The 19291-nt window shown below is 66.0% G+C and carries 24 protein-coding genes and 1 tRNA gene; 9 read left to right on the top strand and 16 right to left on the bottom strand.

What is annotated here, in order from left to right; translation table 11 throughout:
- The first annotated feature begins 101 nt into the window (after nt 1-101).
- Nucleotides 102-1166, top strand: a complete 1065-nt coding sequence (locus MTX23_RS05625; protein ID WP_280975638.1) for a phospholipase — start codon at nt 102-104, stop codon at nt 1164-1166.
- A 101-nt stretch (nt 1167-1267) separates the two neighbouring features.
- Nucleotides 1268-1474 carry a hypothetical protein gene (locus MTX23_RS05620; RefSeq protein ID WP_280975637.1) on the top strand — a complete coding sequence of 69 codons (207 nt, stop codon included), beginning with the start codon at nt 1268-1270 and terminating at the stop codon, nt 1472-1474.
- 72 nt (nt 1475-1546) lie between these two features.
- On the opposite strand, the gene MTX23_RS05615 is transcribed toward MTX23_RS05620, so the two are convergent.
- From MTX23_RS05615 to MTX23_RS05590, 6 genes are all read right to left on the bottom strand, one after another.
- A complete protein-coding gene (locus MTX23_RS05615; RefSeq protein ID WP_280975636.1) occupies nt 1547-2221 on the bottom strand; it encodes a DsbA family protein in 675 nt (224 codons plus the stop codon).
- A gap of 35 nt (nt 2222-2256) precedes the next feature.
- Nucleotides 2257-2994, bottom strand: coding sequence for a sulfite exporter TauE/SafE family protein (locus MTX23_RS05610; protein ID WP_280975635.1), 738 nt, complete (start codon nt 2992-2994; stop codon nt 2257-2259).
- A gap of 135 nt (nt 2995-3129) precedes the next feature.
- Complete coding sequence (locus MTX23_RS05605) at nt 3130-3852, bottom strand: LrgB family protein (protein WP_280975634.1); 723 nt, start codon at nt 3850-3852, stop codon at nt 3130-3132.
- Nucleotides 3849-4235 (bottom strand): CidA/LrgA family protein, encoded by a 387-nt coding sequence (locus MTX23_RS05600; protein ID WP_280975633.1) that lies wholly within the window; start codon nt 4233-4235, stop codon nt 3849-3851. The genes MTX23_RS05605 and MTX23_RS05600 overlap by 4 nt, the downstream gene beginning before the upstream one ends.
- Before the next feature lie 222 nt (nt 4236-4457).
- Complete coding sequence (locus MTX23_RS05595) at nt 4458-4901, bottom strand: PaaI family thioesterase (protein ID WP_280975632.1); 444 nt, start codon at nt 4899-4901, stop codon at nt 4458-4460.
- A gap of 5 nt (nt 4902-4906) precedes the next feature.
- Complete coding sequence (locus MTX23_RS05590; protein ID WP_280977979.1) at nt 4907-5341, bottom strand: acyl-CoA thioesterase; 435 nt, start codon at nt 5339-5341, stop codon at nt 4907-4909.
- 99 nt (nt 5342-5440) lie between these two features.
- Here MTX23_RS05590 and MTX23_RS05585 point away from each other — a divergent pair, with 99 nt between their 5' ends.
- Nucleotides 5441-5998 carry a TetR/AcrR family transcriptional regulator gene (locus MTX23_RS05585; RefSeq protein WP_280975631.1) on the top strand — a complete coding sequence of 186 codons (558 nt, stop codon included), beginning with the start codon at nt 5441-5443 and terminating at the stop codon, nt 5996-5998.
- A gap of 72 nt (nt 5999-6070) precedes the next feature.
- On the opposite strand, the gene MTX23_RS05580 is transcribed toward MTX23_RS05585, so the two are convergent.
- Nucleotides 6071-6565, bottom strand: coding sequence for a hypothetical protein (locus MTX23_RS05580; protein WP_280975630.1), 495 nt, complete (start codon nt 6563-6565; stop codon nt 6071-6073).
- A 185-nt stretch (nt 6566-6750) separates the two neighbouring features.
- Between MTX23_RS05580 and MTX23_RS05575 the strand changes: the two genes are divergently transcribed.
- A complete protein-coding gene (locus MTX23_RS05575; RefSeq protein WP_280977978.1) occupies nt 6751-7035 on the top strand; it encodes a PsiF family protein in 285 nt (94 codons plus the stop codon).
- 288 nt (nt 7036-7323) lie between these two features.
- Complete coding sequence (locus tag MTX23_RS05570) at nt 7324-8409, top strand: AbrB family transcriptional regulator (protein ID WP_280975629.1); 1086 nt, start codon at nt 7324-7326, stop codon at nt 8407-8409.
- Nucleotides 8410-8506: 97 nt separating this feature from the next.
- Here the strand turns inward: MTX23_RS05570 and MTX23_RS05565 are convergent, their stop codons facing one another.
- Nucleotides 8507-9079: a disulfide bond formation protein B gene (locus MTX23_RS05565; protein ID WP_280975628.1), complete on the bottom strand. Its 573-nt coding sequence runs from the start codon at nt 9077-9079 to the stop codon at nt 8507-8509.
- Between the two features lie 157 nt (nt 9080-9236).
- Between MTX23_RS05565 and MTX23_RS05560 the strand changes: the two genes are divergently transcribed.
- Nucleotides 9237-9321: transfer RNA gene (locus tag MTX23_RS05560), tRNA-Leu, on the top strand.
- Between the two features lie 134 nt (nt 9322-9455).
- On the opposite strand, the gene MTX23_RS05555 is transcribed toward MTX23_RS05560, so the two are convergent.
- Together MTX23_RS05555 and MTX23_RS05550 are read right to left on the bottom strand one after the other, a co-directional pair.
- Nucleotides 9456-9758 (bottom strand): hypothetical protein, encoded by a 303-nt coding sequence (locus tag MTX23_RS05555; RefSeq protein WP_280975627.1) that lies wholly within the window; start codon nt 9756-9758, stop codon nt 9456-9458.
- Nucleotides 9759-9840: 82 nt separating this feature from the next.
- Nucleotides 9841-10209: a hypothetical protein gene (locus tag MTX23_RS05550; protein WP_280975626.1), complete on the bottom strand. Its 369-nt coding sequence runs from the start codon at nt 10207-10209 to the stop codon at nt 9841-9843.
- A gap of 61 nt (nt 10210-10270) precedes the next feature.
- On the opposite strand from MTX23_RS05550, the gene MTX23_RS05545 reads away from it, so the two are divergent.
- Together MTX23_RS05545 and MTX23_RS05540 are read left to right on the top strand one after the other, a co-directional pair.
- Nucleotides 10271-10408 carry a hypothetical protein gene (locus MTX23_RS05545; protein WP_280975625.1) on the top strand — a complete coding sequence of 46 codons (138 nt, stop codon included), beginning with the start codon at nt 10271-10273 and terminating at the stop codon, nt 10406-10408.
- A gap of 22 nt (nt 10409-10430) precedes the next feature.
- Nucleotides 10431-10661 carry a hypothetical protein gene (locus tag MTX23_RS05540; protein ID WP_280975624.1) on the top strand — a complete coding sequence of 77 codons (231 nt, stop codon included), beginning with the start codon at nt 10431-10433 and terminating at the stop codon, nt 10659-10661.
- On the opposite strand, the gene MTX23_RS05535 is transcribed toward MTX23_RS05540, so the two are convergent.
- From MTX23_RS05535 to MTX23_RS05525, 3 genes are all read right to left on the bottom strand, one after another.
- Nucleotides 10658-11473, bottom strand: a complete 816-nt coding sequence (locus MTX23_RS05535; RefSeq protein ID WP_280975623.1) for a hypothetical protein — start codon at nt 11471-11473, stop codon at nt 10658-10660. The genes MTX23_RS05540 and MTX23_RS05535 overlap by 4 nt on opposite strands.
- Before the next feature lie 120 nt (nt 11474-11593).
- On the bottom strand, nt 11594-11839 hold the full coding sequence (locus MTX23_RS05530; RefSeq protein ID WP_280975622.1) for a hypothetical protein: 246 nt from the start codon (nt 11837-11839) through the stop codon (nt 11594-11596).
- 188 nt (nt 11840-12027) lie between these two features.
- On the bottom strand, nt 12028-13050 hold the full coding sequence (locus tag MTX23_RS05525) for a nitronate monooxygenase (RefSeq protein WP_280975621.1): 1023 nt from the start codon (nt 13048-13050) through the stop codon (nt 12028-12030).
- Nucleotides 13051-13115: 65 nt separating this feature from the next.
- Between MTX23_RS05525 and MTX23_RS05520 the strand changes: the two genes are divergently transcribed.
- The gene (locus MTX23_RS05520) at nt 13116-14678 is read left to right on the top strand and encodes an AMP-binding protein (protein ID WP_280975620.1); all 1563 of its coding nucleotides are present in this window, start codon (nt 13116-13118) and stop codon (nt 14676-14678) included.
- A gap of 241 nt (nt 14679-14919) precedes the next feature.
- On the opposite strand, the gene MTX23_RS05515 is transcribed toward MTX23_RS05520, so the two are convergent.
- The 3 genes from MTX23_RS05515 to MTX23_RS05505 all read right to left on the bottom strand — a co-directional run bounded on the left by MTX23_RS05515 (nt 14920) and on the right by MTX23_RS05505 (nt 19148).
- Nucleotides 14920-17043: a hybrid sensor histidine kinase/response regulator gene (locus tag MTX23_RS05515; RefSeq protein ID WP_280975619.1), complete on the bottom strand. Its 2124-nt coding sequence runs from the start codon at nt 17041-17043 to the stop codon at nt 14920-14922.
- A gap of 240 nt (nt 17044-17283) precedes the next feature.
- Entirely contained in the window at nt 17284-18057 is a 774-nt protein-coding gene (locus MTX23_RS05510) for a thioesterase family protein (RefSeq protein WP_280975618.1), read from the bottom strand.
- A gap of 119 nt (nt 18058-18176) precedes the next feature.
- On the bottom strand, nt 18177-19148 hold the full coding sequence (locus MTX23_RS05505; protein WP_280975617.1) for a nitronate monooxygenase family protein: 972 nt from the start codon (nt 19146-19148) through the stop codon (nt 18177-18179).
- Between the last annotated feature and the right edge of the window lie 143 nt (nt 19149-19291).

Raw genomic sequence — 19291 nt, 5'->3', positions numbered from 1 at the left:
CCCCGGCCCTCCCCCGCAAGCGGGAGAGGGAGTGCGGTCCCCGTGTGGCTGCACCTCACCCTCATCCTCTCACGCTCTAGCAACCAAGAAGGACAACGGCGATGAGCGAGGCCGTGGTGGACGACATGGTGGCCGTGCTGCCACCGCTGTTGCAGACGCTGGAATCGTTGTCCTTCGTCGCGCGCAATCTCAACCCGCCGGATTTCGGCCGCGTGATGCAAATCGCGGGCGAACCCGACGAAGCTTTGCAGGCGGTGCGGCCGCGGCTCGCCGACTGGCCGGAAAAATTCGCGCACATCAAGACGGCGCTCGAAGCCGCAATCGATGCCGCGCTGGCGGGCTATGCGGGCCTGCGCGCGGTGCAGAACGGCGAGGGCGATCTCGTCAGCGTGTTCCGCGCGCTGCGCTATTTGCCGCGGGCGCAAGAGGCGCTCTATCCGCTCACCGAGCTGCCGCCGGTGAGCGGATTCTTCATCGCGCCGGAATTGCGCGAGGACGCCGAGCTGCAGGCCACGCTCGCGGCCGCGCCCAATGAGAACACCGGCATGTTTCACGAGCGCAACGAACCCGGCAGCCGCGGCGGCTTCTCGATGTACGTGCCGGAATATTATACGCCCGATCGCGCCTGGCCGCTGGTGATGGCGCTGCACGGCGGCAGCGGCAACGGCCGCGGTTTCCTGTGGAGCTGGCTGCGCGATGCCCGTAGCCGCGGCGCCATCCTGGTCGCGCCGACCGCGACGGGATCGACCTGGGCGCTGATGGGCAACGACAGCGATACGCCGAACCTCAACCGCATTCTCGACCAGGTGCGTGAACGCTGGCGGATCGACGAGACGCGCATGGTGCTGACCGGCATGAGCGACGGCGGCACGTTCAGCTACGTCACCGGCCTCGACGGCGCCTCGCGCTTCACGCATCTTGCTCCCGTTGCAGCAACTTTCCATCCGCTGATGGCGGAGATCGCCGACGCGGACCGCTTACGGAGCTTGCCGATCTTCATCACCCATGGCCGGCTCGACTGGATGTTTCCGGTGCAGACCGCACGGCAGACCCAGGGACTGCTCTCGGCCGCCGGCGCCAGGGTGATCTATCGCGAGCTTGACGATCTCAGCCACGCCTATCCCCGCGAGATCAACGGCGAGATATTGCAGTGGCTGAACGGATGATCTGGCGGCCGCCACCATTTCGCCATCGGAACGCCTCGTGCCGCTGCCCCGGAACCATCCCCTCCGCCTCGACGTTATCCGCCAACACCGGAGGACTCGTGATGCAGACCTTTTTCGGAATGATCTTGGGCGCGCTGCTACTGGTCGGCGGCGTCTATGTCTACGATTCCATGCAGACATCGAGCGTGGCGAACGGACAGGTGGCGCAGGAAAACCGGACGCTCGTCAATTGGGATGTCGCGGCTCAGGACTGGAACGCGCTGAAGGCGCGGGCCCATGAGGAATGGACCAAGGTCGCATCGAAGTAAGGCCTTATCCGGAACGCCCCACAGCAACCGGCCTCTCCCCTACGGAAGAGGCCGTGACTCATTGCGACGGGTTTAGTTCTTCTCGATCTTGCGGCCCATATTCGCCTTGCGGGCGTCGGCGATGGCCTGCTCGAACTGATTCATCGTGAGCACGCCGGGCACGCGATATTTGCCGACGATGAAGGACGGCGTGCCGTTGAATCCGAAGGCTTCCGCCTGCTCGTTGTTGCGCGCGAGCACCGCGTCGATCGCCTTCGCGTTGGCGTTGAGATCCTTGTTGAGGCGATCCACGTCGAGGCCGGCGCCCGAGAGCAATTCGCTGACGCGCGGCTCGGTGATGCGCGAATTGACCGCCATCATCGCCTCATGCGCGACCAGGAATTTGTTCTGGTAACGCGCGGCGAGCGCCATCCGCGCGGCAACCTTGGACACCGGCCCCAGGATCGGCCAGTCCTTCAGCACCAGCCGGACCTTGCCGTCGTCCTGCACCACCTGGCGCAGCTCCGGTTCGAGCTTGCGGCAATACGGGCAGTTGTAGTCGAACCATTCGACGATGGTGATGTCGCCGTCGGGATTGCCCGCCACCGGGATATCCGGGTCGCGCAGCACCTGCGCTTCGGTCAGGACCTTCTCTTCTTCCTCGGCACGGGCGGCTCCCGCGGCCAGCAGGGCGACGCCGGCACCGAACAGGCCAAGCGCGTCGCGGCGGGTGGGGGTGATCACGGATGGTCTCGTCAAGCTGTTCATATCTGGCTTTCGCGGGGGGCCCTTCGTTCCTACGCTCAGGACCCGTGGATGTTACGCACCAGCATATAGATTGCCACCACGATAATGACAGTCGCGAATACGATATTGAGCGCACCGCGGCGTACCGACAGGTGCCGGGCGCTGCGCGTTCCCACCACCCCCCCGGCGATGCCGCCCGCGACGAATAGCGCCGCCAGCCCCCACGACACCAGCCCGGACCATGCATAGCTCAACGCCGTCGTCATGCCGAAGGCGGTGACGGCGACCAGCGAGGAGCTGACCGCGTTCATGATCGGCATGCCGGTCGCCAGCATCAGGGCCGGCACGATCAGGAAGCCACCGCCGATGCCGAAAAAGCCCGACATGGTGCCGGTCGCAAGCCCGAGGCCGACGATCGCCGGCATGTTGTCCATGCTGAACTTGACATCGGTCACTCCGACCCGCGCGCGGACCTTCAGCATCAGGGCGGCGATCACCAGCATCACCAGCGCAAACAGCGCGAGCAGCCTCTGCCCGTCGAGCATCTTGCCGAGGATCGATCCGCCGAATGCACCACACATGCCGGCGAGCGCGAACACGATCGCGCAAGACCAGATCACCGTGCCGCCGCGGGCATGGTTGGAGAGATTGATCGCGGCATTGGCAGCGACCGCGATCGCCGACGTGCCGATCGCGACATGCGGCTCGGGCACGCCGACCACATAGACCATCAGCGGCACCGCCAGGATCGATCCACCCCCGCCGACCAGGCCGAGCGAAAAACCGACCAGCATGCCCGATGCCAGTCCAAGCGCACTTTGCGTTGCGGAGAAGACCAAGGGGAGCAGACTCGCGTTTGAGGCCGCGATCCTAGAAGGATTTGCTGCCTGACGCCACGCTCATAGCACAAAACTGCACTGCAACTGCCATTAATGCACCAGAAATGTCACGGCGAGCGGCACCAGCAGCGCGGTGACCAGGGCATTCAGGCTCATCGCGACGCCGGCGAAGACACCGGCGACCTCGTCGACCTGGAAGGCGCGCGCGGTGCCGATGCCATGCGCGGCGATGCCGACCGCAAAGCCACGGGCGCGATAATCAGTGACGCCGGTCAGGTTCATCAGCGGCGTCACCGCGACCGCCCCCATGATGCCGGTGAGGATGACCGACACCGCGGTCAGCGACGGATCGGCGTGCAGGGATTCGCTGATACCCATGGCGACGCCCGCCGTCACCGACTTCGGCGCCAGCGACAGGATGACCTCGCGCGGCAGGCCGAAGGCCTGCGCCAGCAGCACGACGGAGACGATCGCCGTGATCGAGCCGACCGCGAGCGCCACCAGCATCGGCAGGATCGCGGCGGCGACCCGCCGGCGGTTCTCGTACAGCGGCACCGCGAGCGCGACGGTGGCGGGACCGAGCAGGAAATGCACGAACTGCGCGCCGGCAAAATAGGTGGTGTAGGAGGTCTTCGTCAGCAGCAGGAAGACGCCGATGATCCACACCGAATGCAGCACGGGATTGGCGAGCGGGTGGCGGCGCGTCCTGAGCGACACCGCATCGGCCGCCGCATAGGTCAGCAGCGTCACCGTCAGCCACAGCAGCGGCGACTGCGAGAGATAAACCCAGAGCGAGAATGGATTGTCGCTCACGGTTTGTCCTCGCCGCCTGACAGCAAGCTGCTGGCCGCGACGAAGGTCGCGACCGTCGCCAGCAGCGTGATGATGACCGATACCGCGAGGATCGCCAGGATCGCGACGCCGTGCTCGGCGAGCAAATCCAGCTTCTGCACCACGCCGACGCCGGCCGGGATGAACAGCAGCGAGAGATTGGCCAGCATCACGCGACTCGTGCTCTCGACGCCGTCGTCGCGAAGCGGCCCGCGCGCAAACGCCGGAAAACGGTCGCGCGCAAGCAACAGCAACAACAGCAGCATCAGGCCGACCACCGGGCCCGGCACCGGCGCGCCAAGCGCGCGCACCGCGACTTCGCCGATCAGTTGGCAGAGCAGGATCAAGCTGAGGCTGGCAATCATGCGAGAGGCGTCCCCGCGATCCGCCTATCAGGTCGCCGCGGCCGGAGCTTGTCAATGCATCGCAGTGTACACAGCTGCGTCATTGCGAGGAGCGTCAGCGACGAAGCAATCCATCTTTCGGGACGGCCGGACGCTTCGAGGCGCCGCTCTGCGGCTCCTCCAGCGACAAAGGCGAAGCCTTTGCGCGGGCATGACGGAAATGGATTCTCGCGCTTGGCTTAATTACTCCCGCCGCGGCAGCGCCATCAACGTGCCGGTCATGGTCGCGACCAGCGACTCGGCGCCGTCGTTGAGCGCATAGGCCCCGGCTTCGCAAAACGTCAGCGTGCGGCCGGGCTTGACCACATGGGCGCGAAAGGCGAAGCGCTCGCCCCTGGCCGGCGCCAGCAGATTGGTCTTGAACTCCACCGTCAGAATATCAGAGCCGGCGGGCATCAGCGTGAAGGCGGCGACGCCGCAGGCATTGTCGAGACCCGCCGTGATGATGCCGGCATGCACGAACCCGTTCTGCTGGGTGAAGTCGGCCAAATAGGGCATCGCGAGCTCGACCTCGCCGGGCTCCATGCACGCGATCGAGATGCCGAGCGTCTGCATCGCGCGCTGGCGCCTGAACATATCAACCGCGACGGCGCGATAGTCCGGGTTTTTCGGCTGGAAGGACGGCATGACGGTCACGCAGGCGTTGGGTCTGACGGGACCAGGTGCTGCATCGCGGTGTAGTGGATCGCCGGCGCGAACGGCGCCGACTTGCGCGCGGCGCGATCCATGTGCACGGCCGTGATCTCGCAGGTCGCGGCAACCTCGCCGGTTTCGGCATTGCGCATCTCGTGCAGCAGGCGGATCGACTTGTCGCGGAATTCAAGGACCCGGCTCTTGACCTCGACGATATCGCCGGCGAGCAGCTCGCGCTTGTAGGAGATGTTCTGCTGCACGGCGGCCATGCCGCGGCCGGACTCCCGCAGATAGCCCGGCGTCAGGCCGAGCCGCGCGAACATGTTCCAGCTCGCCTCGTCGAACTTGCCGACGTACCACATGACGTTCATGTGGCCGACGTGATCGCAATGCCAGGGATAGACCGTGCCGCAATAGGTCGCCTCGCCTTCCATCGTGCCGTTCCCGTTTTTCATTTTGATACGGTAGCGTATCAGCGGCCAGACAGGCTAGCAATACGGTACCGTATCACAAGGCCCCGCGCTGGAGACGAGATGACCGAAGGCAAGAGCGATGTCTGGGTTGCCGCCGGCTTTGCCGAGCTCGCGCGCTCCGGCGTCGACGGCGTGCGGGTCGAGGTGCTGGCGAAGAATCTCGGCGTCACCAAGGGCGGCTTCTACCGCCGCTTCAGGGATCGCGCCGCGCTGCTCGAGGCCATGCTGTCGCGCTGGCGCGACGGCCGCATCGCCACGATCGAGAAGCACACCGCGCTCGACGGCGCGACCGCGCGCGAGCGGCTGAAGGCGATCATCACGCTCTATTCCGAGCACATGAACACCGAAGCGATGGCGATCGAGCTTGCGATCCGCCAGTGGGCACGCACCGGCGAGGCCGCGGCGAGCGCGGTCGCCAGCGTCGATGCCGCGCGGCTGAAGAATGTCGGACAGCTCTATCGCGCGACCGGACTTTCGGCTGAACAGGCCGACGCCAAGGCCTTCCTGTTCTACTGCTTCATCTTCGGCCAGAGCCTGCTGTTTCTCGAACGCGGCCCGCGCGGGCGGGCGCAACTGCTGGCCAAATCGGCGGACAAGCTGCTCGACGACGGGCCATAACGGACGAGTCATAAAAGCCATAAAAAAGCGGCCGACGTGGTGCCGGCCGCTCTTCAACGTCGATATGCGAGCTCAGGCTGCGCCCTTCAGGCGCTTGTTGCATTCGCTGTAATAGCCGCCGCCCTTCTGGATCCACTTCAAGCCGCCATTGCCGCCGGTGGCCTTGTTGGCCTTGTACTGGTCGACGCAGGTGTGCATACGCGCCTTGCCCTCGGACTCCTTGGAGTATTTGGGATCGACGGCGTTCGGAAACACCGCCTGACCTGCGGGCATTGCCGGTGCCGCGGCGGGAGCGGCCTCCCGCTTGGCTTGCTTCGGCGCGGCCGGCGCGGGCGCGGCGGCAGCCGGAGGCGGCGCGGCGGGTGCCGCAGCCGGGGCTGCGTCGGCGCCGCACTGGGTCTTGCGGAAATCATTCCACTTCTCGCCGTTGAGGGTGCCGTCGGCCTTGGCGGCCTTGTACTTGGCGCTGCACTCCTGCATGGTCAGGGCATGCGCTGGCGCGCTCGCCGCGAACGCTGCGAAACCCGATACGGCAATCACGCACAACAATCTGGTCTTGATGGTCATCCCTGGTCTCCCTTGGGGGGCAATGGCGTAAGACCATTATCCTAGCGCAACCGGCGCGTGCGACAACGCGCTGGCCTGCCCAGCCGGCAAAATATTGTGGCGGCCAAAATGTCTCATGTTCATCCGCGGTTCAGCATCGCCGCGCGACCGTTCCTGCCTCCATCCCCCACGAGGTACACCCCATGATGAAGATTTCCTCGCTCGCGACCGTCGCCGCCCTTGCCACCGTTCTGGCGGTGGGCGGAGCCTTCGCGCAAACTCCCGCGCCTGCCACCGGCGCCGCTCCCGCTGCCACGGCCAAGGCACCGAAGGCAGCCAAGCCGCGCAGCGCCGCCTCGCTCGAATGCTCGAAGCAGGCCGACGAGAAGAAGCTCAAGGGCAAGGAGCGCAAGAAGTTTCGCCGTGAATGCATGAAGGAAGCCGGCGGCAGCGCCGCGCCGGCTGCGGCGCCCGCCCCGGCCAAGCAATAGTCGACAACGTTTCACGCGCCGCGCGCACCGGCTCCCGTCGGGCGACGGCGCGGTCTCGATCGAGCGGTCGCGTTGAGACCTGGTGGATTGGACCGCCCCGGACAAGCTCCGGGGCGGTCTCTCTTGCATGGGCCCCCGGCTCGCGGGGCTCGCGCCGTGCGCGGCCAACCGCCGGACGAAATGTCTTGTCTCCGTCATAAATCTGCGTGTCAAAAACCGACCGGCCGACGCATTGCTGCACCGCGCCGATGCAATTGTTCCGTTAACGCGGATTTGTCATAAGACGGCGTGACCCTGATCCGCGCATCGATAGCACCTGCCGTTCCCAGCCGCGCCAAACTGCTCAGCGCGCTCGAGACCATCGTGATCGGCAGTGCCGGCGGCTTGCTGTTCTTCTGGGCGCAGTTGCCGGGCGGGCTGATCTCCGGCGCGATGAGCGCGGTCGCCATCGCAGCCCTGATGGGACGGCCGCTCGCGATGCCGCCGGTGCTGACGCAATCGGTGCTGCTGCTGCTCGGCATCTCGCTGGGCTCGCTGATGTCGCAGCAATTGCTGCAGCACATGGGCTCCTATCCGCTCACCATCGGTCTGCTGGCGCTGGCGACCTTCTGCTCGACCTTCGGCTCGAGCTACTATCTGCAGCGCGTGCACGGCTGGGACCAGACCTCGGCCTTCCTCGCCGGCAGCCCGGGCGCGCTGTCGCAGATCACCATCCTTGCCGCGGAGAAGGACGCCGACGTCGCAGGCATTGCTGTGGTTCAGACCATGCGCGTGATCATCCTGACCGCCGCACTGCCGATCATGCTGGCGGTGACCGGGGTGACCCATGCCGCGCAGCTGCCCTTGCCGACGGGGGTCGCCTCCCCGCTTGGCCTCGCCGCATTGATAGCAGCGTCGATCGGCGCCGCGCTGCTGCTGCGCTGGGTGAAATTTCCGGCGAGCTGGATGTTCGGCGCGATGCTCGCCTCCAGCCTGCTGCACGGCGCAGGTCTGGTCGATGGCGGTCTGCCGCCCTGGATCCGCAACGTCGCGCTGGTCGGCATCGGCGCCGTGATCGGCACCCGCTTCGCGCGGATGAAGACCTCGACCCTGCTCAGGCACATCAATGCCGGGATCGGATCGTTCGCGATCGCGATCCTGATCTCCGCCGTCTTCGTCATGGTGATCGCGTTCACCACCCATGTGCGGCTGGCAGACATCGTCGTCGCCTTCGCGCCTGGCGCGATGGATGCGATGCTGGCGCTGGCGCTGACGCTGCATATCGACCCGATCTTCGTCGGCGCGCACCATTTGTCGCGCTTCGTGTTCGTCACCGTCTCGACGCCGGGCATCATCCATCTGTTCGGACGGCCGCAGGACGACGTTGACGATTAGGTCGAAAGCGTAGGATGGGTAGAGCGCAGCGAAACCCATCGGCTGCGCTCCGCGGCCGGCACTGGTGGGTTTCGCTACGCTCTACCCACCCTACGGATTACGCCCTGGCGGTCTTCGCGACGCCCCAGGCTGCGATCGCGGCCATCAGCAGCGAGATCAGCACGTTGTAGCCGGCCAGCGAGATGCCGAGGAAGCGCCACTGCACCTCGTCGCAGCGGACCACCTTGACCTTGTCGAGTTGATCCAGCAGCGAGCCCGCCTTGCCGAAATCCACGACCGGACCGGTGCAATCGGTCGGCCCCTGCCAGAACCCCCATTCGACGCCGGCGTGGTAGGCGCCGAGCCCGGCATTGGCGAGCGCCGCGAGGCCGAGGATCGCGAGTCCGGCCAGCAGGACCGGGCGCGGCGCGCCCTTCGCGGCCGCAAGCGCGACCGCCGCGCCGAGCGGGACGGCAAGATAATAGGCATAGCGCTGCTCGAGGCAGAGCGGACAGGGCAGGATCTCCAGCACGAGCTGGAAGAACCAGGCGCCGGCCAGGGTCGCCAACGCGATCACCGCGATAGCAGCCGATGCCGTCAGCGCGGAGTTGCCGGCTGCGCCGGCGTGCGAGGGATGGGCGGTGGCGAGCGTCACGGCGTGTCTCCTGCGAGCATCATCCGGTGGGGTCATCACCCTCCTCCATGCTCATTCCGGGTCGTATCCCGCGAAAATACCGCTGTCGAGGCGCGGGACAATCACATCCGCGCGGGTTGACCGTGACGGGCCGCCCGCTATAGTCCGCCGCGCTTCGCGACCCCGGGCCATCCAAACGGCCCAGGTCACGAATGCCCCTGTGGCGGAACTGGTAGACGCGCTCGACTCAAAATCGAGTTCCGCAAGGAGTGCTGGTTCGATTCCGGCCAGGGGCACCAATCGTGCGTTGGCTTCCGTGTCCCTTCGCCAAACATGATAAGCCCTGCTCCGCAGCGATGCGACTTCGCAGGCATTGCTGCGTCAGCCTCCTCCCGACATCGATCACGTTGCCGGTGACTTTCACGGGCTTGCGTCACGGGTCGACATTGGCGGCGGTCGGCGTCCCGAGGTGCCGCATCGCCGAGCCGCCGGCCCGGGGCAATTGCGTACCTTGCGCAGCGGTACCCACCAACGGATCGATCGCGATCAGCTGTGCCTCCAGCGTGAGGACGGTCGATGCAAGTTTGTCGCGACGCTCTCTCAGATGCTTCGCCAAAGTTGGGTAGAAAACATCCGTCGCATCGACAGTGTGCGACCGCTGCTCCTCCTCCATGATGTCGGAGTTCAAGAGCTGAATTCTCCAATTGAGGTCTGCGATCAGCGCCTGCAACTGCAAGGAACCTGATATTCCAAAGCGGGACGTTTGCTGCATGACATTGCCTCGATGTGAAACAGACCCAACCCGGGTCGGCGAACAATCAGGCACTCAGCAAAGCCGATGCCAAAGGCGGCGCGGGTCGTGCCGGGCCTGAAGCGGGGCGACGGACTTCGGCCTCATCGAAGCGATGCATCGGAACCATCCGAATTGCGGCCGCCGCCGCGTCCGATAGCCTTGTCGTGCCTTTGGCGATCAGCTTGCAACCCGAAGGGGGGCCAAACTGCCCGACGTTCTGATTGAGACAAGGGAGGGCTGGCTCGCCGGCCGAGGCGCCCAGTTCATGGCCGGTATTCGGGATGCGATCCGCGCAACGCTCCGGACGCCGGTGCACGACAAGATTCTTCGTCGTGTCCAGCATGCACGCGACGACCTCGCGATCCCCGATTGGGCCGGCGAGCGCTTCACCCATATCGAGATCACGATGTTTCCCGACCGAACCGTCGCGACCAAGCGCGCTCTACAAGGCCATCGTGGAGAACCTGCAGCGGTTCGGCGTCCCGGCAAATGACGTCAAGATCATCCTGATCGAGGTGCCGCACGAAAATGACGGGATGCGCGGCGGCCATACCGCTTCCGATTTCAACATCGGATACGAGACGGCGGTTTAGCGCGAACACGGCCCATCGGGCCGTGGCCCGCGACGAAATCCCGAAGCTGCCGCCGGGCGTGACCGTGATCTATGCTCATCCGGTCGATGATGGCGAGGAACTGCGCGGCTACGACCATCCGCATATCGCGCCCTTGCGCGCAAGCGACGCCGCGTGCCTGTGCAACGCTGATATCGCTGCCTTGCTCGATCAGCACGATGTCAGGCGCATCGGCTTTCGCGAGCTGCGCGACCTGCAGCGCGCGGGGGGCTAGATCATCGCGGCGACTTTTTCCAGTCCGATCAGGCGCGCAAGGGAGCGCACTTCGTTCTTCTGATCCTCACGAAGCTGGAACAGCAGCGGCATCGCGGCCGATTTCAGCTGCTGGACTTCCTCGGAGTCGGGATCGATCGGCACATTGCCCGATCCGGGCTGGCCTTGATGCTTGGCGTGGATCTTGCGGGCGACCGCGCGCAGCGCACTCTCGACTGCCGGCCAGTAGTATTCCTGGTCCGACGTCAGCCTGAGCCGCTCCTTGATCCCGGCGATCTGCGCATCGCTGAGCAGCGCGTAGTTCTTCTGTGGCGCCGGCTTGGCGGCCACCTTCGGTTTCGCCGACGCAGCCGCAGGCTCGGCGGTCTTCGGCTCAGCGGTCCTGGACTCAGCGTTCTTGGACTCAGCGGTGTTCGGCTCGGCCGACTTGGCGGTCGAGTTGGGCTGGCCGACATCTGCCGGCTCGGTGATCCGCTTCGGCAGGTCAACATCGGTGGGTTCGACGGAGGCATAAGCCTGGCGCACCGTATCGGGCGCGCCCGGGATTGCGGCCTGCGCGCGCAACAGCAGCGGTGATGGCGCCGCGGGCGGCTGGGCCACCTGCGGCGGGTCAAAGGCGGCGGTCGCGAACGCAATCACCGCGAGCTTGTCCTGCTTGCTCGCCCGGTTAGCGACGGGAGCCGTGTCGGCCGCCGCTACGGCGGCAACCTCGGACGGTGCCGACGGCACACTGTCGCGGCCCAGGATCGCGGTAATTGCCGCGCCGGCGAGGAGAAAACTGGTCAGCGCGGCGAGGGTGATGGCTCTGGTCAAAAATGTCTCCATGCCCGGCCGGTGTCGTCGCAGGGTGACGGGCAAATGCGGCCTTAGCGTGCCCCTACGGCGGCAAGGGGCTGCCACATTGGGTAAAATCGCGCCGAAGCGGCCCCGGAATCAGGCCGCGGCGGCAAGCTCATAGGCTTCCTGGATATCAGCCACGATCTCATGGGCCGTCCACAGGGCGCCCGGCTGGACCGAGCGCATGCTCACCGTCCAGTTGGTCCGGCGCGTCCGCGGCGTGCTGACAATGTCGAATTCGACCTGCCTGCACAGCGGATGCCGCTGCAGGGCATGGAAGACCCGGGTCCTGAGCTCGTCGAGCGTTGCCGGGGTCTTGGCAAAGAGCGCCTCAAAAGCCATGTCGCATTCCCATGATGCCGGGCGGCCGGCCGTGATGGCCGGCCATCCTGTGGCGCATTGTTGGGGCGATCGTGGTTAATGCCGCGTTAAGGCGGCCGGCAGGCTTTTGGAGCGTTTTCGAGCGAAGTGGACACCGGTTTGCGTGAAGAAAACGCGTCCAAACAAGAAGCCAGGGCTTCGGTTCTGATTCAATCAGAACCGAAGCTCTCGCGGTGGATTTTCACCCGCGCGGCTGCTGACTCGTACTCCACAGCCGTTCGCGCCACGAGGTCGTCGACCGCAAGCACGTCGGTCACGCCGGATGCGGAATGCCCGCCGCTCCAGATATCGCGCCAGCGTTTGGGGCGGTTTTCGCGGGCGCCGACGTCGATGTCCTTGCCGATGTCGATGGCGCCGCGCGCCGGCAGATTGTCGGGATCGAGACCGGCGGCTTCGATCGATGGCCGCAGCATGTTGGTTTGCAGGCCCGTGAACGCCGTCGTCAGCAGGATGTCGTCGGCGGTGCTGTCGACCAGCATCTGCTTGTACCGCTCGTCGGCCATGCTCTCGCGCGTAGCGATGAACTTGGTGCCCATGTAGGCGAGATCGCAGCCCAGCGCTTCTGCTGCGCGCAGCGCATGGCCGTCGCTGATGCCGCCGGCGAGCACGATCGGGCCGTCGAAGAAGCCGCGCACCGCGCGCACGAACACGAACGGATTGAGCCAGCCGGTCTGCCCGCCGGCGCCCGCGGTCAGCAGCACGAGCCCGTCGGCGCCGGCCGCGACCGCGCGCTCTGCGTGACGGATCGAGGCGACGTCGGCAAACACGAGCGCACCGGCATCATGCAGCGGAGCGAGCACCGGCGCGGGCGAGCCGACCGACGTGATCACCACCTCCGGCCGGTGCCGCGCCAGCACCGCGAGATCCTGCGCCAGACGCGCGTTGGAGCGATGCACGATCAGGTTCGGGCAGACCGGCGCCGCGCGCTTTCCGCCGGCATCCGCATGCGCCTGCAGACGGCTCTCGATCTCGGTGAGCCAGGCATCGAGCTGTTCCGTCTCGCGGCAATTCACCGTCGGAAACGAACCGATCACGCCGTTGCGGCACGCGGCTACCACCAGCTCGACGCCGGACACCAGAAACATCGGCGCGGCGATCAGCGGCAGCCGAAGGCGATCGCGAAAACGATCAAGAAGATCAGCACCAGACAAGTTGTTTCTTCCCTGCATCATTGTGTTAGCGTTGCCGCCGACATTGGCACGACAGAAGCCAAACACAAGGCGGGAGGACGAACGACATGAGCAATCCGCTCTACGCATTTCCGGCGGCATGCGAGCAGACGCTGCGGGCGCTGGCGCGCTATCCGTCGCGGACGGCCTTCGCGTGGCCGGGCGGATCGCTCAGCTACCAGGGCGCAACCGATCTGATCGGACGGATGCAGCGCGTGTTCATGTCGCTCGGCTTTGCACCCGGCACCCGCGTCGCCTTCCTCACTGCCAACCGCGCCGACACCTGGTGCGCCGGCGTCGCCGCGCAATTGTCGCGGCTGGCCATCACCTGGCTGCATCCGCTGGGCTCGCTCGACGATCAGCTGTTTCAGATCGAGGATTCCGAGGCCCAGATGCTTGTCGTCGACGGCATCACCTTCCGCGATCGCGGCGGTGAGCTTGCGGCGAAGGCGTCCGGCCTCAAGACCGTGTTCACGCTCGGCCCGGCGAGCTACGGCGCGGACCTGTTGCAGGCGGTCGAGGCGGCCGGCAGCGCAAGCCCACGCAATTTCGCTGATGCCGACGACATAGCGACGTTGAACTACACCGGCGGCACGACAGGCAAATCCAAGGGCGCGCTGCGCCATCATCGCGAATATGGCGGCTTCGCCAACGCGATCCTCGCCGACTTCGAGATACCCGACACGCCGCGCTATTTGACCGTGGCGCCGATCAGCCACGTCGCGGGGACGAAAGTGCTGCCGACGCTGATGCGCGGCGGCACCGTGCACATGCTCAAGGGTTTCGATCCCGAGGCCGTGTTCAAGACGATCGCGCGCGACAAGATCAACTTCACGCTGTTCGTGCCGACCATGATCTACGTGATGCTGGATCATCCCGCGCTCCCCAGGACCGATCTCTCCTCGCTCGAGCTCCTGCTCTATGGAGCCTCCGCGATGTCGCCGAGCCGGCTGGTCGAGGGCATCGAGCGGATCGGCCCGGTGTTCTCGCAACTCTACGGCCAGACCGAGTGCTATCCGGTGTCGGTGCTGCGCAAGCAGGATCACGACCCGAAGACGCCGGAGCTGTTCCTGTCCTGCGGCTTCCCGATCGCCGCCTGCCAGGTGAAGATCCTCGATCAGGACGACCAGGAGGTCGCGACCGGCGAGGCTGGCGAGATCTGCGTGCGCGCCAGCCACGTGATGGCCGAATACTGGAAGCGGCCCGACATCACCGCGGAAACGCTGAAGAACGGCTGGCTGCATACCGGCGACATCGCGCGCATGGACGAGCGCGGCTACATGTTCATCCTCGATCGCAAGAAGGACATGATCGTCTCAGGCGGCTTCAATATCTTTCCGCGCGAGGTCGAGGACGTGCTGTCGCAGCACGCCGATGTCGCGATGGTCGCGGTGGTCGGCGTGCCCAACGACAAATGGGGCGAAGCCGTCACCGCCGTTGTGGTGGCGCGCGACGGCGCGAGCCCGAATCCGGACGAGCTGATCGCGCTGGTGAAGGCGAAGAAGGGCTCGGCGCATGCGCCGAAGCAGGTCCAGTTCGTCAAGGAGCTGCCGATGACCGGCGTCGGCAAGGTCGACAAGAAGGCGCTCAAGGCCGCCTTCTGGTCCGGCCGCGACCGCATGGTGGGCTGACACTGTCAGTCTTGCCCCCGCACCCTGAGAGACTGTGACGCTTTGCACCACCGTCATTGCGAGGAGCTCGCGACAAAATTGCAAAGCAATTTTGCGCTGAAGCGACGAAGCAATCCATACTACCGCGCCTTTGGAGAGATGGATTGCTTCGCTTCGCTCGCAATGACGTGGATGGAGCAGTGCGCACCATCTCATCCGGAGGAGGCCGTGTTGCGGCCTTCTCATGGATGACGGGAAGAGCTTAGGGTGAAGGGGAGAGGGCGCCAGACGACGGCGAGAGCGGGCGCGCCGGTTCCGGACGCCCGGCGGCACCCTGCCCCAGCACCTGATCGAGCCGCTCGCGCAGCTGATCCTGGTCGTAGGGCTTTGCCAGCCGCGGCAGGTCGACCTGGATGCCTTCGGGCAATTCGGCGTAGCCGGTGGCGAGCAGGACGGGAAGCGCCGGCCGGACCTCGCGCGCGGCAGCCGCCAGCTCGATGCCGGTCATGCCGGGCATCATGTGATCGGTCATCATCAGGTCGATCGGCTGTTCGCTCCGGAGAATTTCCAGCGCATGCGGCCCGGAGCCGGCGCCGATCACGTGATGACCGAGGTCCTCCAGCATCTCCGTGGTCGACATCGCAATCAGCGGATCGTCGTCGACGAGCAGGATCACCGCCGAGCGTTTCATCTTCTGTAGCGCGGGAGCGGGACCTTCCAGTTCGGGCGCGGCGGTGGCAACCGGGAGCACAAGCGTGGCGGTCGTGCCCTTGCCGACCGCGCTCGCAAGCTGCAGCGCGCCGCCGAGCTGTACGGCCAGCCCATGCACCATGGACAGGCCGAGGCCGGTACCCTTCCCCACCGGCTTCGACGAGAAGAACGGCTCGATCGCCCGCTTCAGGACGTCGGGCGGCATGCCGGTGCCGGTGTCGACCACGGACAGTTTCAGGTAATTGCCGGGCTGCAGCGACGGATCGTTCCTGGCCTTGCACGCCGCAAGCCTGATCTCGATCGCGCCGCCCTCCGGCATCGCGTCGCGCGCGTTGATCGCCAGGTTGAGGATCGCAAGCTCGACCTGGTTGGTGTCGACACGGGCCGGCGGCAGTCCCTCGGGAATGTTCAGCCGCAGCGTGACGCGCGGCCCCAGCGAGCGCTCGAGCAGGTTGCTCATGTCGCGCACCAGCGTTCCGAGATCGACCGGTACCACGCGCAGATCCTGTTGCCGCGCAAATGCCAGAAGCCGCTGGGTCAGCGACGCGCCGCGCTGCGCGCCCTGCAATGCGCCCTCGACCAGGCGATGCAGGCGCGGATCCTCCGGCAGCCGCTTGCGCAGCAGATCGAGATTGCCCATCACTGCCATCAGCAGGTTGTTGAAGTCGTGCGCGACGCCGCCGGTGAGCTGGCCGATCGCTTCCATCTTCTGCGCGTGGCGGAGCTGCTCCTGCGCCCTTTCGCGCGCCGCGACCTCCTTCATGAGATCGGCGGTGCGCTGCTCGACACGCTGCTCCAATGTCGCGGTCAGCTCGGCAAGCGCCGTGCGCTCGGCGGCAAGCTGTGCCAGCAGCGCCTCGCGCTCGATCTCCGCGGTCTTGCGCGCGGTGATGTCGGAGCAAACGCCGACCAACGACTTGATGCCGCCGTCGGGCCCGCGCACCACGCGGGCGCGGACGTCGACCCAGTGCTGGGTGCCGTCGGGCCAGATGTTGCGGTACTCGATCTTGTAGTCCGCCCCGGTTTTCAGCGTATGCTCGACGATCTCGCGGCGGCGCGCGCGATCATCCGGATGAACCGCGTCCAGCAGATCCTGGTAAGTGAAAGGCTCGTCGGGCCCGCGCCCGAAGAAGCGCTTGCAGGTTGCCGAGGCTTCGAGCTCGAAGTCGGGCAGATGCAGCTCCAGCGCACCGAGATGGCCGGCATTGAGCGCGGTCTGCAACAGGCTTTCACTCTCGGTCAGGTCTTCGAGGATCGCGCGGGTCTCGTACTGGCGGCGCCGGCCGCGCACCGCCGCGGCCACCAGGCTCACAAGGGTCGTCGGATGGAACGGACGCTCGATGAAGGTGACATTGCCGAGCTGCCGGCCAAGCCGCGCCGCTTCCGGATTGCGCTCGGGCCCGCCGGCCTCGCTCATCAGCACGATGGGGAAATCCGACCACGAGGGCTGCTCGTTCAACCAGCGCACGAGGTTGGCGAGGTCGGCCTGCCTGATCGCTTCATCCGCAATGATCGCGAGGCCCGCGCCGCTTGCGATCTGGCGCTCCAGCTCGGCGAGATCGCCGCAGATGTTGGCGTAGTAGCCGGCCTCCTTGATCAGGTGGGCGGTTCTCGCAGCGTCCTGCTCGCTCGCGGCCAGGATGACCGCGCGTTCGGAGGACGGGCCGGGCTTCACCGCGGCAGCCCTTCCGGGTACGCCGCATCGCGGACCCGCACCAAATCGCAGAATCGCTCGGCCCCAAGGGTCAGGATGCCGGCGGTGAGATCGACACGTGTCATGAAGGCCCCTTGCGGGAGCGAAACTCGTTCGCACCGCCAACCGTTCCAGGCTGCCGGATTATTTTTTGGACAGGCCGACCGCAAGGGGGCTGCGCCGCCCCGCCGCTCCTTGGGGAGCCTGGGCCCGCAGTCCTGGCTAGCGCCGCTCGATCACCAGGCTCTGGATCGCCTGGCCGAAATAGCCGCGCTGGTCGGCTAGCCGCGACATCGCGAGCCCGGCACCGTCAGGCCCGATCCAGGATTCGCCGTCGAGCAGGATCCAGTCCCCGACCGGCTCACGCGCCAGGCTCACCGTGAGGTCGGCATTGATGAAGGTCCACCGGCTGAAATCCAGCACCGGCGAGGTGCCGTTGGAGAAGTCCGAGGCGACCACCGCGCGCATCGCCTGCGAGACGGCAGCGCCTGCGATCAGCGGATGGTCGACCCGGAACCAGATCGCGCCGGGCCCCAGCTCGCCGAAACGGCCCCGCGCGGCCCGCATCGAAATGCATTTCACGAACGGACTGCTGGCCAGATTCCCCGGCTCGACCATGCATTGATCGGGGGCCGGCAACCCGACCGGGAGGTCGGCGATCCCGTGCGGCAACTCCGCGGTCTGCTGTTTGATCTTCAGGACATTGGCTGAGACCACGACGACGCCGTCGGCCTTCAGCCTGACGCCGCAAAGTTGGATCTTGCGGCCCTCGCGCAGGACCCCGCGCTCGACCGTCAGCGGCGCCACCGGCACGGGACGCATCAGATCGATGGTCACGCGCGCAATGCGCATCGGCACGGGGGTGGGGATGGCCTCGGCGGCCCAGACCACGAGCGCGGCCGGCGCGGAGCCGTGCTGCATCCGCGGATCCCATGGACCCGCGGCATCGCGACTGGTGACGACGCGATCGCCGTCAACGCGAAAGATCGGCTCCATCAAAGCATGATCCGGAAAAGTGTGGCGCGGTTTTCCGCGCGACAAACGCGATGCGTTTGCGCGGGGATCATGCTCAAACAGAAAGCCAAAGCGCGATGGTTCATTCTGAGCATCGCGCTTCAGGCCAGCGCCGGATCGACCGCTTCCTCGTATTCCTTCTTGAACCGCGCGATCAGCTCGGCCGCCGGCACCACCTTGCAGATGCTGCCGACGCCCTGGCCAGAGCCCCAGATCTCCTTCCAGGCCTTCGGCTTGGCGCGCTCGCCGGAAGCGTCGGTGCCGAAGCTCATCTTCGAGGGATCGGAGGTCGGCAGATTGTCCGGGTCCATGCCGGCCGCGACGATCGAGGGCTTCAGATAGTTGCCGTGCACGCCGGTGAACAGGTTGGAATAGACGATGTCCTCGGCGGACGAATTGGTGATCATGGTCTTGTAGCCCTCGACCGCGTTCGCCTCCTTGGTCGCGATGAAGGCCGAACCGATATAGGCGAAGTCGGCGCCGATGATACGCGCGGCGCGGATCGCACGGCCGTTGGCGATGGTGCCCGACAGCGCGATCGGCCCGTCGAACCACTGCCGCGTCTCGGCCACGAAGGGGAACGGCGAGATCGTGCCGGCATGGCCGCCGGCGCCGGCCGCGACCAGGATCAGGCCGTCGGCGCCCTTCTCGATCGCCTTGTGCGCGAACTTCTGGTTGATCACATCATGGAAGACGATGCCGCCCCAGCCGTGGACGGCCTGGTTGAGCTCCTCGCGCGCGCCGAGCGAGGAGATGATCATCGGCACCTTGTGCTTCTCGCACAGCGCCATGTCGTGATCGAGCCGGTTGTTGGACTTGTGCACGATCTGGTTCACCGCGAACGGTGCCGAAGGCCGCTCCGGATGGGCCTTGTCGTAAGCGGCGAGCTCTTCCTTGATCTGGTACAGCCACTCGTCGAGCAATTCCGGCGGCCGCGCGTTCAGCGCGGGGAACGAACCGACCACGCCGGCCTTGCACTGCGCGATAACGAGATCAGGCACCGAAATGATGAACAGCGGAGACCCGATCACGGGAATAGACAGGCGGCCCTTGAACAGAGCAGGCATGGACATTGGAAGCGGATCCTTCGGGTTGCCGGGACGAAACGAACTGTTGGCCTCGAGATGCCGGCCATAATACCAACAAGGCAATCTTTCCAGTGTCAAGTATTGCGTTTTGGCGCTGCGAAATGGATGACAAAACCTCATTCCGACTG

Source organism: Bradyrhizobium sp. ISRA436, assembly GCF_029910015.1.
In the GTDB taxonomy this organism is placed as follows: Bacteria; Pseudomonadota; Alphaproteobacteria; order Rhizobiales; family Xanthobacteraceae; genus Bradyrhizobium.
Note: the sequence above shows the minus strand (reverse complement) of the source record. Positions and strands in the feature narration are given on the sequence as shown.